Source organism: Arthrobacter subterraneus, assembly GCF_900099735.1.
Classification (GTDB): Bacteria; Actinomycetota; Actinomycetes; order Actinomycetales; family Micrococcaceae; genus Arthrobacter_D; species Arthrobacter_D subterraneus.
This window is the reverse complement of sequence record NZ_FNDT01000036.1, coordinates 1-12,144: the sequence shown is the minus strand read 5'-3', so window position 1 is coordinate 12,144 and position 12,144 is coordinate 1. Positions and strand designations below refer to the sequence as shown.

13 protein-coding genes and 2 pseudogenes are annotated in these 12,144 nt (G+C 62.4%); 8 read left to right on the top strand and 7 right to left on the bottom strand.

Annotated elements, in window-relative coordinates; translation table 11 throughout:
- A partial coding sequence (locus tag BLS52_RS17640; RefSeq protein WP_139186274.1) for an integrase core domain-containing protein occupies window positions 1-323 on the top strand: 323 nt, incomplete at its 5' end.
- On the opposite strand, the gene BLS52_RS17635 is transcribed toward BLS52_RS17640, so the two are convergent.
- The 3 genes from BLS52_RS17635 to BLS52_RS17625 all read right to left on the bottom strand — a co-directional run bounded on the left by BLS52_RS17635 (window position 303) and on the right by BLS52_RS17625 (window position 2,108).
- Window positions 303-845, bottom strand: a complete 543-nt coding sequence (locus BLS52_RS17635) for an endonuclease/exonuclease/phosphatase family protein (RefSeq protein ID WP_139186321.1) — start codon at window positions 843-845, stop codon at window positions 303-305. The genes BLS52_RS17640 and BLS52_RS17635 overlap by 21 nt on opposite strands.
- A 106-nt stretch (window positions 846-951) precedes the next feature.
- Complete coding sequence (locus tag BLS52_RS17630; protein WP_090588450.1) at window positions 952-1,725, bottom strand: RES domain-containing protein; 774 nt, start codon at window positions 1,723-1,725, stop codon at window positions 952-954.
- Complete coding sequence (locus BLS52_RS17625; protein ID WP_090588448.1) at window positions 1,725-2,108, bottom strand: hypothetical protein; 384 nt, start codon at window positions 2,106-2,108, stop codon at window positions 1,725-1,727. Before BLS52_RS17625 ends, BLS52_RS17630 begins: the two co-directional genes overlap by 1 nt.
- 511 nt (window positions 2,109-2,619) lie before the next feature.
- On the opposite strand from BLS52_RS17625, the gene BLS52_RS17620 reads away from it, so the two are divergent.
- The 5 genes and pseudogenes from BLS52_RS17620 to BLS52_RS17600 all read left to right on the top strand — a co-directional run bounded on the left by BLS52_RS17620 (window position 2,620) and on the right by BLS52_RS17600 (window position 6,374).
- Window positions 2,620-3,027 carry a hypothetical protein gene (locus BLS52_RS17620; protein WP_139186320.1) on the top strand — a complete coding sequence of 136 codons (408 nt, stop codon included), beginning with the start codon at window positions 2,620-2,622 and terminating at the stop codon, window positions 3,025-3,027.
- A gap of 170 nt (window positions 3,028-3,197) precedes the next feature.
- Complete coding sequence (locus BLS52_RS17615; RefSeq protein WP_090588445.1) at window positions 3,198-3,608, top strand: four-helix bundle copper-binding protein; 411 nt, start codon at window positions 3,198-3,200, stop codon at window positions 3,606-3,608.
- 34 nt (window positions 3,609-3,642) lie between these two features.
- Window positions 3,643-4,263 (top strand): DUF305 domain-containing protein, encoded by a 621-nt coding sequence (locus BLS52_RS17610; RefSeq protein WP_245702934.1) that lies wholly within the window; start codon window positions 3,643-3,645, stop codon window positions 4,261-4,263.
- 98 nt (window positions 4,264-4,361) lie between these two features.
- Window positions 4,362-5,318: pseudogene (locus BLS52_RS17605) on the top strand (HAD-IC family P-type ATPase); the annotation flags it as partial.
- A gap of 180 nt (window positions 5,319-5,498) precedes the next feature.
- A complete protein-coding gene (locus tag BLS52_RS17600; RefSeq protein WP_090588443.1) occupies window positions 5,499-6,374 on the top strand; it encodes a potassium channel family protein in 876 nt (291 codons plus the stop codon).
- Window positions 6,375-6,731: 357 nt separating this feature from the next.
- On the opposite strand, the gene BLS52_RS17595 is transcribed toward BLS52_RS17600, so the two are convergent.
- Together BLS52_RS17595 and BLS52_RS18930 are read right to left on the bottom strand one after the other, a co-directional pair.
- On the bottom strand, window positions 6,732-7,985 hold the full coding sequence (locus tag BLS52_RS17595) for an MFS transporter (RefSeq protein ID WP_090588454.1): 1,254 nt from the start codon (window positions 7,983-7,985) through the stop codon (window positions 6,732-6,734).
- 735 nt (window positions 7,986-8,720) lie between these two features.
- Window positions 8,721-9,098 (bottom strand): metal-sensitive transcriptional regulator, encoded by a 378-nt coding sequence (locus BLS52_RS18930; RefSeq protein ID WP_245702933.1) that lies wholly within the window; start codon window positions 9,096-9,098, stop codon window positions 8,721-8,723.
- Window positions 9,099-9,176: 78 nt separating this feature from the next.
- Between BLS52_RS18930 and BLS52_RS17580 the strand changes: the two are divergent.
- Window positions 9,177-9,525 (top strand): annotated as a pseudogene (locus BLS52_RS17580) (thioredoxin family protein).
- 469 nt (window positions 9,526-9,994) lie between these two features.
- The gene (locus tag BLS52_RS17575) at window positions 9,995-10,777 is read left to right on the top strand and encodes a GntR family transcriptional regulator (RefSeq protein WP_245702932.1); all 783 of its coding nucleotides are present in this window, start codon (window positions 9,995-9,997) and stop codon (window positions 10,775-10,777) included.
- Window positions 10,778-10,804: 27 nt separating this feature from the next.
- On the opposite strand, the gene BLS52_RS17570 is transcribed toward BLS52_RS17575, so the two are convergent.
- Complete coding sequence (locus BLS52_RS17570; protein WP_090588437.1) at window positions 10,805-11,308, bottom strand: hypothetical protein; 504 nt, start codon at window positions 11,306-11,308, stop codon at window positions 10,805-10,807.
- On the bottom strand, window positions 11,305-12,144 hold an 840-nt coding region (locus BLS52_RS17565), incomplete at its 5' end, for a cytochrome c biogenesis CcdA family protein (RefSeq protein ID WP_139186319.1). The genes BLS52_RS17570 and BLS52_RS17565, both read right to left, overlap by 4 nt.

The following is a 12,144-nucleotide window of genomic DNA, read 5'->3' as shown; positions in this document are numbered from 1 at the left end:
ACAGCGACCGCGGCGTCCAATACCGGGCCATCCGTTACGCCGAGCGACTCGCCGCCGAGGACGCCGTCGCTTCTGTGGGTTCCCGCGGGGATAGCTACGACAATGCGATGGCCGAGGCGCTGAACTCGCTGTTCAAAGCCGAGCTGGTCCGCAACAAAGGCCCCTGGAAGGACATCAACCACCTCGAAGTCGCCCTCGCCGAATGGGTCGACTGGTACAACCACCGACGCCTCCACGGCGAACTCGGCCACGTCCCACCCAGCGAATACGAACAACAACACGCCGGTGTCAATGCCGGCCTACTAACCACAATTTCCAACTAAAAATCTCTCCACCAAACCCGGGGCTTGACACCCGGCGGTGCCGCGGGTGAACCCGGCCGCGTACGGGGTGCGGGCGAACTGGGGGACCGGGCCGTCGGTTGCCGGTGGTAGGACGATCTCACCGACCAGGCCCGAGGGTTGTACCCGGGCCGTGTCGTACAGGTAGGTCAGGCGTTCCCCGTTGCCGGCGGATCCTTCGGTGACATCGGAGGTGATGAACCGCCATCCCGGGCCCAGCAGGCCCATCAGGTAGTGCAGGGCGGTGGTGTTCCGGCGGACCTCCTGCAGGGCCAGCACATCGAACCGTGACGCGATCTCGGCGATGCACGTCATGGCATGGAGGTCCCGTTTGGGTGAATCCCGCGGTCCGGCCTTCCACTTCTCGGTCAAATCCCCGAATGCACGGACGTTCCACGTCCCGATCAGCAGGTTTGAAGCAGTCTTCGTCGGGAGTGTGTCATCGAGCGCCGCCCGCAACCGGGCGACGTCCCGGGTGACGGAGGCGGGAGGATCGCTCGTCATGGTCCCCATCGAACCACACCAGCACTGGACCGCACCGGTAGGGCTCTATTTGTCCAACAGGGTGTTGGTCAATTCTCTTGCCCGGAGTGTGCGCAGGGGGTTGTCTCTACCGGGACCTGATCCCGTGGCGTTCGAGGGCGTAGGTGTAGGCCGGGTCATTCTCACGGATTTCTGTTCCTCTATCTGCGGTGACGGGGTCGTCCGTGAGCCCGACATCGGCGCGCCGGAGCCAGAACGCCCAACAATAGCCGTTGCCCTGGCCCACGGCACCATGTTTCGAGGGGAACCGAATCCCCATTGGATACGACCCGTCATCCAGGAGCTGATCACGGATCCATGATGCGAGGATGGTCGTGACTTCCCGGCGGCCGCTGGTGACTTCGGCCAACGTCAGGGTTTCTTCCACCTCGACTTCGTACAGCGGGCTGCCCAGTGCCCCGTTGAGCGCGGCGAGGGTCTCGGAATGGGCAATGTCAACCCATGGGCCGTCCTCGAACTGCAGCGAATACAGCAGCCGCCCGTCGCGCCAGTTGGCGGGAATCCACCCAGGAATCATGTGCCCGTTGGCGTGCCACTGCTCTTCAACTTCCTGCCGAATGGTCTCCACGGGTTCACCGAAGAACGCGGCCGTCTTCCTCAGGTACGCATTGTGCGAGGCGGTCATCCGCGCCCATGACAAGGCTTCCAGCATCGCCGTTGGGGGATCTTCCGCCGCGTAGATGGTCCGTCCAGGGGTATCGAACCGGTACCACGCGGACCGGTCAGCGCTGAGGAGCCCGCGCTCCTGCGGATTCAACGGGCCGTAGGATTCCTTGGCAACGCGATAGGCCAGCTCTGGCCCGTCGACCAGGGCCAGGCCGCTTTTCCCGCAGATCCGCATCAACCAATGAACCCGTCATCGACCATCGCGGCGGCGGCAGCAGCAGTCTCGCGGAATTTGTCGTCCCGGATCGCGTCGATCGGTGAATCATGATCCAGCCACGGGTTGGCGCCGATGAACCACATCCGTGCCACGTGTTCGCCTTCGGCTTCAGAAACAAGGATCCATTGGGCGTACGCGAACTGGAGCCGCTTCACGGCTGCCGGGTTGGGGTTCGGGCCGTCCTGCTGCGCCCACTTGTAGCTGATTCGCCGGTCCTTGCTACCGGCCAGAGCAGCGACCAAAGTGGCGCCCAGCGCCGCGTTGAGGCGCCTGACGATCTCCCGGATGCCGAGTCTGGCTGTCCTGGCGTGGGCTGTACCGGTGGTGGTTGCAATGCTCATTTGGGGCCCCCTTGCTGACAACATCAAATCTACCTTGTTTCGCCTAGAAAGAGACAAAAAATCTACACTCAAACCCAATGAGTCGGATCACAATCATGCATGAGTACCTGCTCCGACCGTCCTGCAAGGGCTGACGTATGGGCCGTATCAGCCTTTGCCGCGTACACGTGGGCAGGAGGCCTCAGGGCAAGAGGTTGCCCCGCCGTTCCGCTCAGCGATGATACTGCCGCCTTGCACTCATCCACCAACACATGAGCCCGGTTGGGAAACGCGAAATCCATCAGCGCGACCCTTAACGCCACACCATCATCTCCAGCCCCTTTCGTGGATGACTCATCGCTTGCGGAAGGCAGGCGGCCTCGCGAAGTGGAGCTGCCGGTAGGGAGAGCGAAAGATGCATGCTACTGGTCAGCACTCTTACCTTTTACTAGGGTGGCTCCAAGGTGAACGACCGGGAGGGACCGCAATTTCAGTACCAGCGCGAGGCAGTACGGGCATCACCGTGCAGGCGGTGATGCGAATCGTGCTGAGTTTTTCGTTGTTGATCGCGTTTACGACCTCTGCCGCTGCGGCCTTGTGCCTCCAAATGGAGCAGCACGGTCCCATGCCGATGAGTGACCGTGCGGTGGCTATGGAGCCATCGGGTCAGCTTGGTGATGCGATGGCGACGAGCATGACGGCCGGACCCGAGGGTTCACCTTCCGCACAAGCCTGTTGCCATCAGCAGGTCAACACCACTGAGGCCACCACCGCACCGCAGCGTGCGCTACCGGCAGAGCAGGCCGTAGTTCTTGCCGCGCAGGTCGAGTTGTTCCCAGCGGATAGCGGTAACCTACCGCCCGGTTTCTTTGATCCGGCGCTCGAAAAACCCGATCACCTCACGCCGTCATTGACGGCCTTATCGATCAGTCGCACATAAAATTCCAGGCCCCGTCTTGCGGGTCTTTGGCGTGCCCTCATGCCTGCTCCCAGTCCGACGTCCGTCGACCACAGTAGGTGAGAACGCCCCCAGCTGCACTAGCCCAGTTCCAATACACAGCGAAACAGCGGCTGACGTGGATCAGCTGCACCCTGATTGAGGAGAAAACAATGACACACCATGTGACGTCAATGCTCGATACCTACCCCAAGGATCTCGGGGGAGTGGACAAGGACAAGCTCGCCGAATGTATCGAAGCGTGTTTTGAATGTGCGCAGACCTGCACCGCGTGCGCTGACGCGTGCCTGAGCGAGGACATGGTCGCCGAGCTGACCAAGTGCATCCGCACCAACCTGGACTGCGCGGACATTTGCGCTACCACCGGTAACGTCCTGTCCCGTCACGCCGGGTATGACGCGAACCTCACCCGGGCCGTCGTGGAAGCCTGCCGTACGGCATGCAAGGCCTGCGCGGATGAGTGCGAACAGCACGCCGAGATGCACGATCACTGCCGGATCTGCGCCGAAGCGTGCCGCCGGTGCGAGAAGGCCTGCGAGGAACTGCTGTCCACACTGGGCTAAACCGTCCTTTCACCGCGATTTCAAGGAGCACTTCGTGAACTCAGCAGAGAACACGTCCGGCAGCCACCGCGCAGGGGCAGCCGGACATGAGCAGGAGCACACCGAACAGCAGCACCATCAGGAAGGACCCGCCGGTAAGAGCAATAGCCGCAGGGGTGGGAAGGATCACTCCAACCATGGCGGGTCAGGTCATGGTGGTTCAGGCAAGAAAATGTATGTGAAGTTCGGCGTCATCCTGCTGGTCAGCCTGGGGCTGATGTGGACATTGTCTATGTCGATGGTCCGGTCGATCGATCACTTCTATTACAACCTGAGCAACTTCTGGATGGCGTTGCTCATGGTGGCGGCGATGGCAATCGTCATGGTCGTCGGCATGTGGTCGATGTTCAAGAGCACCAAAGCGAACATCGCCATGCTGGTCGGGTTCGCGGTGCTCTTCGTCGGGGTGTTTGCCCTTGGGCGGACGGAAACCTTTGTCGGCAACGAACAGTTCCTTAAGTCGATGATCCCGCACCACTCCCGCGCGATCCTGGTGTGCCAGGAATCGAACATCACGGATCCGGAAATCGAGCAATTGTGCACGGAGATCGTTGAAACCCAGCGGGAGGAAATCGCCCAGATGCAGTCGATCCTGGATCGCTACGCGTCCGAGTGACCGGCAGCCGCTAGTTGGGTCGGGGCGTTCCCCATTCGCATCGCCCCGACCCACCAGTAGAAAGGGCAATAGCCCCGGCTGCCTTGACCGTATACCCCACGCTCACTGAAGGGCGTCACGCCGTCACCGCGGTCGCGCCGGCAGGCGGCGTCGGCGAGGAGGAGTTGCTGGCGTTGGCCGCGGCTGCCGAGTCCGACAGTGAGCATCCGGTGGCCCGGGCGATCGTCCGGGCTGCTGCTGACCATCCGGCGGCCGCTGCTCTGGGCTACCGGGGGAGCGGGTTCTCCTCGATGACCGGCCGTGGAGTGCGCGCATCGGTCATTGGGAGTGACGTGGCCGTCGGCGGTCCCAACATGCTCAGGGAGCTCGCTCTCGATACGCCGGCGGACCTGTCGGGCATCATCCGGGAGTGGGTGGACCGCGGCGCTTCGGTGCTGCACGTGGTCCGGGACGGTGGAATTATCGGTGCGCTACGGCTCGAGGACCGGGTGCGTGACGAATCCAGGGCAGCGGTGAAGGCCCTGCAGGAGCGTGGCGTGAAGGTTGCAATGATCACCGGGGACGCACGCCAGGTCGCGGACGCGGTCGGTGCCGAGCTGAGCATCGATGAGGTCTTCGCCGACGTACTGCCGCAGGACAAGGACTCCAAGGTGGCTGAACTGCAGTCGCGCGGGCTGAAAGTCGCGATGGTGGGCGACGGCGTGAACGACGCCCCCGCACTCGCCCGGTCCGAGGTGGGAATCGCGATCGGAGCGGGCACCGACGTCGCAATGGAATCCGCCGGCGTCGTGCTGGCGGGGAATGATCCGCGCTCTGTGCTGGCGATGATCGACCTCTCCCGGGCGAGCTACCGCAAAATGATCCAGAACCTCGTCTGGGCCACCGGATACAACATCCTCGCGGTTCCGTTGGCCGCTGGGGTGCTCGCCTTCGCCGGTTTCGTCCTCTCACCCGCAGCGGGTGCCGTGCTGATGAGCGTGTCCACAATTGTGGTCGCCCTGAACGCGCAACTGCTGCGCCGGATCGACCTCAGCCCCGAACGTATCACCACCTAAACACCGACCACCCAAGGGCGGTGTCCCGCTGGATCGCTGGCCAGACGGGCGACTGAGCAGAAGGGGTAACGCCAGGGTGGTTGCGGTTTCAACGGCAGCCAGGTGGGTTGGCTCGGCGGTCTGGGATGACAGGTGAATGACGGGAGTGCGAACAGTGATCATTGAGAGAGGAACCTTGGCATGGGTGTAGTGCTGACGGTCGTGGGGATCGCGATCATCCTGTTTGGGCTGATGGACATGTTCCACACCTTGTTGCACCCCAGCGGTCAGGGGCGTCTCAGCGGGTTGGTGCTCTCCGGTGTGTGGCGGTTCTCGAAGATGATCGGGCACCGGCTGGGTTCGGTTGTGGGTCCGGGAGCGATGGTCGCCGTGATCCTGTTGTGGGTGATGCTCCAAGGGGTCGGCTGGGCACTGATTTACTACCCCCACATTCCGGGCGGGTTCATGTACTCACCGGGTGTGGATCCGGCGGACTATCCGGATTTCCACGAAGCGCTCTACGTTTCCTTCGTGACTCTGTCGACCCTGGGCTTCGGTGATGTCGTCGCTACTGACACCTGGATCCGGATCGCTTCTCCGTTGGAGGCGTTGACCGGCTTTGCCCTGCTCACTGCCGCTCTGACCTGGTTCATCCAGATTTATCCGCCACTGTCCCGGCGTCGGGCGTTGGCGCTGAAGCTCAAAGGTCTGGCTGACACTGGTTTCGCCGAGGCGATCAGTGAGATGGACGCAGCCTCCGTCTCGCGGGTCCTGGACACTCTCACTGCTGAGGTAGTGAAGGTCCGCCTGGACTTCACGCATCACGTCGAGGGCTTTTACTTTCAGGAGCAGAGCCCCGATCTAGCCCTGTCCCGCCAGTTACCGTATGCGCTACGTCTACGTGACGCGGCCCTGGATCGACGGGAGGCAGTGGTGCGGCTGAGCGCTCAGCAACTGTCCCTGGCTCTGGACCAGCTCGGGGACGAACTCAGGGAAAGTTTCCTGCACACAGGGGGAAACCTTGAGGAGATCATCGCCGCGTATGCCACCGAGCACGGACAGAAACCGCGGACCTAAACGTCAATGTGACTAGCCCGAAAACCACGAGGAATCTCAGCCGGCACGGCGCGACAATGAGGCACCAGATCATCAGTCATCAACACATTGAGGTACTGGGCCGTTAACGGCACTGAAAGGTGTTCCGTCTGATGCAGACGCAACATCGCCAGGTCATTAACCCGGTCGGACCATAGGACGGTCGCTTCTCGGTGCGGGCGATGCAGTGAAGGGAACTGTCCCATTTCGGCCCATACACACACCCCCCGGGTAGGGCGTCAGGTGCAGGAAGTTTGGCACCGGCCCGGACCAACGCCAGAGCCGTCGGCATCCCGGGTTCGAGCGGCACGCTCTCCATCGGTCCATATTGCACTGGATCTAGGCTGTGCGCAGTGATGTCCAGATAACGACGACAGCCACCACGGCTATCGCGAGGAATCCGAGTCCGGAGTATCCCACTAAGGCCAGAATCGGGCCAGCCAGGGCGCCTCCGAGGGCGCCCGCAGTATTCATGCTCAAATCCGAGATGCCCTGGGTGGCGGGGCGGTCCTGGATTTGAACCGATTCCGCCACCATTGCCGATCCTGCCACCACCGAAGCCGACCAGCCGAGACCCAGCAGGACCAGGCTGATCGTCATGGCGGTGCGTGAGTTCGCAGCGACACCGGCGATGATAAGGGCCACCAAAAGCATGAACTGGCCCAACAGCACGACACGCACCCTCCCGGCTTTGTCCGCCAACCAGCCGAACACCGGGGAGAGGGCATACATCCCTGCGATATGCAGACTGATGGTAAAGCCTACGATTACCAGGCTTGCTCCATGCTCGCGCAGGTGAACCGGCGCCATGGACATCAGTGCCACCATGGTGGCATGGCTCAGCGCAACGGTGGCCACAGCATAACGCGCCCTCGCGTTGCTGCGCAGGATCAGTGTGCCGCTGCGGGGGCGGGGTGCCTCAACGGTTGTGTCCCGCACCGACATGGCCGCCAGAAGCGGGTCCGGCCGCAGCCCTACCAGGTACACGAGGGCCGCGGCCAGTTGGGCGGCCACAGAGAAGACGAACGCACCCGTCAGCGGAGGCAAGCCGATCGCCGCGCCAACGGCTTCGCCCGGACCGAAAAGGTTGGGCCCGAGCACTGCGCCAAGGGTTGTGGACCAAACAACGATGGACAGGTCCCGAGCTCTGGTGCCAGCCCGGGCAAGGTCAGTGGCGGCGAACCTGCTCTGCAGGTTCACCGCGGCTCCTGCTCCGAGCAGCATCAAACCGAGCAAAAGCAAGGGAAAGACCGACACCGCCGCCGATGTGATGGCAATGACGGCCCCCGCGCCGGCGATGAACGCCCCGGTCGATAGCGATATCCGCCGCCCCCTGGCGACTGCGAGACGGGCCAAGGGCACGGCAGCGATGGCTGCCCCGAGGGTACTCATGGTGGCGGCCATCCCCGACCATGCTGGCGATCCGGAAAGTTGTGCTGCGAGCAGCGAGCCGAGCGACAATGTCGCGCCCACCCCGACGCCTCCAAGGATCTGGCCACCGACCAGGACGGAGAGTATCTTGCGTTGCGACGGAATGCCGACGGCGGGCCCGGAGAGGAGGGTCGGCGCTGCGGTGCGCGGAGTTGTTGGCATGTCCACATCGTTCCACATACCCCTAGGGGTATGCAAGGCGGCGACTTCACGGTGGTGGCCATGGCGGCTTCTGGCATGCCGGAGGGCAGTCCGGCATGTCCTGTAGCTCATCTTTTAACCGCGTAACCGCGCACGAGACCCGCGTCCGCGACGTCCGAGTCCGGGTAAAGCCGGAGTGTCAAAGAGAGGTTTCATAACGACCCATATCTTTAGTCCGCCTTTGCCTTGATGGCGCGGGGTTCCCGAGGTGGAAAGTGGTCCACGACGCGCCTTCGACCCGGTGATGGCGGCCATAGTGTTCATTGAGTTGTTCGCGGTGGGTCAGTCTCGCTTGGCATTCTGGTATACCCTCGGGGGTATACTGGAGGCATATAGGTAGTCACCTCATCGAAAAGGAGATTTCAGATGTGCCGAGCGGTGTCATGCAGGAAGTGTGGGAAAACGACGTGGGCCGGCTGCGGTCAACATGTGGATCAGGTGCTGCGGGGTGTGCCCCGGGCCCAGCGCTGCGCCGGTCATGAGAACGAGCCTTCGGCCGTGGCGGCTTTCTTTTCGAAGTTTTTCACTAAGCGCTGAGACGGTGTCGCTTTTTCCTGGGGGAGGTATTCCTTGTGATTAAGGGTGCCTCCCGCGGGAGGGGCAGTTCTGGTGGGCGGCCAGGCATTGGAATGACTTTTGTGAAGATGGATACGTTGGCCTTTGGGTCGGCGGCGCGTCCTGTCCGCGCAGTCTTGGTCAGGTGAGGGTAAGGAAGAGTTTGCGGATCTCCTCCAGGGATAATGCTCCAGGGGGCGTTTCATCCGCTGGCGTTCTGGCAAGACAGTCGCGCATCTCCGTGGAAATGATGGAAAAGCATGCTTTGTTCAGCGCTGTCTGGACTGCGGAGAGTTGGGTAATCAGAGTCTCGCAGTTTGCCCCTGCTTGCACAGCAGTGATCACCGCGCCGAGCTGGGCGTGGGTTCGCCTGAGCGCGTTCATTGTCTGAGGTTGCTCCTCATCAGCCCCTTTGGTCGTCCTGGGTATTGCGCCTTGCTCGGGTGCGGTAGACGGTACCGGGGCAGGGGTGGGTTCAGGGTTTGTCGTCGGTGGGGTCTCGGTAGGGGTGGCGGTCATGATTGGCTCCTTCCCCTGTGGTGGTTGTCGTGCTCCTTATTTTTGCATGGCGTACCCCCCGGGGTATAGAGTTGGAGCATGGCAACCATTGATATCGGCACCGTCACCGGTAACGGCATCGTGCTGGTGGATTTCTGGGCCGCCTGGTGCGGTCCCTGCCGGGCCTTCGCCCCCACCTTCAGCGCAGCCTCTGAGAAGCACACGGACATCGTTTTCGCCAAGGTTGACACTGAAGCCGAGCAGGCTCTGGCTGCAGCCGCTTCCATTACCTCTATTCCGACACTGATGGCGTTCCGTGATGGCATACTGGTTTTCTCCCAGCCCGGGGCACTGAAACCCCTCCTCCTTGGACCAGCTCATCGAGCGGCTGAAGGCCTTGGACATGACCGAAGTGCAGGCCAAGTTAGCCTCCCGCCAGTCCGCTTAGGACTCGGAAGACGAGTAGCTGGAGAAAACTTAGGGCACGAGCAGGGCAGCTGAACCATCATTGGTTCCGGCCCATGGGCTCACCTGCGCAATTCATGCATCCCGCCGAGCACTATTGGGTGTGTTCCAACTATTCGCATTCGTTAGTCCCTGCCTGGCCGCCGTGTCCATCGGAACTCTTCCCGAGGTGCTGATCCGCAAGAGGCGGGGAAGTTCCTGCCCTCTACCCTGAAATGAGAGTCGCCCGAGGAAATATCGGCCCGCATACGCCGTGCCGACGTCTTTAACGCTCCGAAGGGCTCTCGTTTGAGGACAAGAACTCCTCGACGATTCCTTCCTCAGCCTGGCCGAGATACCCGTATACACACCCCAGAACAGATTCTCCCTGGGGGGATTGAAGCTTTTGGTGCCTGCGGTCGGTGACGTAGTGTCGTGTCACGGCAATGGTCACACATATCACTCGAGGCTACGTGGATACTGAAGAGCAGGCGTCCCTTCCAGCGGAACGCTCTACCCGGGCCGGGGGGCCGCGGCGTCCTCCGTTGTGGAAAAAGGTCAGCGCCGACCTTATGGATGAGGTTCTTGGTGGCGTCTTTGATTCGGGGTTTCCGGGCGAATTGGAGCTGGCCAAACGGTACGGCGTCAGCAGGGGCACGATCAGGGCTGCGCTGCGGCCGCTCCGTGAGGCCGGGCAGATTACCGCTCACCCCGGGCGGAAGCCTGCGGTTGTTGCGGGGAAGAGCACGGCTTACGGGCCGATCTACAGTTTGCTGGCGTCCATCCGTGAATCCGGCCTGCACCATTCAAGTGTCGTGCTGGCACAGCACCTTGTCCGGGATGCTTTGGTTGCTGGGAAGATGTCCCTTGATGCCGATACGGAGTTCTTCCATCTTTCGCGTGTGCGTCTTGCCGATGGGGAACCCCTTGGCCTGGACCAGGTTTGGCTCCCGGCTGCGGTCGCCGTGAAGCTGATGCAAGCGGATTTCACCGACGCCGCATTGTATGCCGAGCTGGAAAGACGCTGTGGCATTGTGCTGGATGGCGGGACCGAGCAACTTACGGCCGTAGCTGCCTCCGCGGATCAGGCCTCCTGCTTGAACTGTGCCGAGGGGATGCCGTTGTTGCTGATCGAACGCACTGGATGTTATCGGGCAAGGACTCTGGAGTTTCGACGAAGCTACATTCTGGGAGAAAGAATCACCGTAGCGACGTCGTTCGGGTGTAAGGCCGGCCTTGGCCCGCGTTCTGATTGAGGGAGCTCATTGGCCTCGCCCCCGGTGTCAACCGTTTGTTGACCCTGCGGCAGATGGCACCTGTGGTGCCCGGCACCGGTCCTCGGATGTCGCCCGTTGGTGGAGAGCCCACGTGAGCAGGGCCACGGACCCGGCAGCCAGCAGCGGCTGGATGGGTTCGAAGTACTGCATCGCACCGGAGGCTCCCAACGCCAACAGGACGAGCTTGTTGCAGACCGGGCAACCCACCGCGAAGAACGAAATCGCTGTACCAGCGGCTCCGAACCGGCGGTGGCGGTCATTCTGCGGGGTCGGTTCCCGGGCGACGTACGTGGCGGCGACCATGCCGGTGAGTCCGGCCGTCACGGCCAGAACAGGGAAGGACCACCACGTCGGCGGAACCTCACGGGTGAACAGCGGCGTGTCAATAAGATCCGTCGGGACGGCCACGATCAGGTAGGTGATGAGCGCGCCGCCGACTGCGGCCAACCAACGCCGGGCAGGCCAGTGTGACAGGGCCGCAGCCAGTGAGGTGCGGTGATCGTCCTTCATCGAACGTCCTTTTCCTCGTGCGCTACGGATATTTTCCTTTCAGCGCCGGCGTCGCTTGATCCTCGGCGGGTCCTCCAACGCAGTGCGGCGGTCAACGCCAACACTGTCACGGCCGCCACCATGAATACCGGGTTGGATACATCCGAGGCGATCCCGCTGGCAGCTGATTCAAGGCGGAACTGGTCGGACACGGTCAGTACCCCACCGAGTCCTGCGGTGCCGTCGGTGACAAGCAGGAGCACCCCAATGCCGATTGAGAGGCCACCGGAAATGACCATCACCACGGAGTTGGACCACCGCCCCACCGTGATCTGGCGGGGCCGCAACCACTTCCGCCCGGAAACCCCCAGCCGGTCCCACAGGAGGGCCAACACAAACAGCGGTAAGGCCATCCCCAACGCATACACGGCGAGCAGAACCCCGCCATATACGGCATTGCTTCCCACCGCCGCCACGGTCAGGACTGAGCCGAGAATGGGGCCGGTGCAGGCTCCGGCGACCCCGTAGACAGAACCGAGGACGAACACGGACAAACGGGGGCCTTCACCTTGATGGGCGCTGCGGAACAATGGGGGCAGGCGGATCCCTACCAGCTGGGCTATTCCCACGCTGATAACCAGAGCTGACGCAACTGCAATGAGAACGCTGCGGTGCTGGGTCACCAAAGAGCCGAGAGCACCGGCGAAGACGCCAAGCGGCACCAGTGTGGAGAGCAGCCCCAGGTAAAACAGCCCGGTTCTGGCTACGAGCTGGGCAGGGGTGGTGAAAGCGTAAGCGAAAAAAGCCGGCAGCAGTAAAGCTGAACATGGGCTGAGTAAGGTCAGGAGACCACCAAG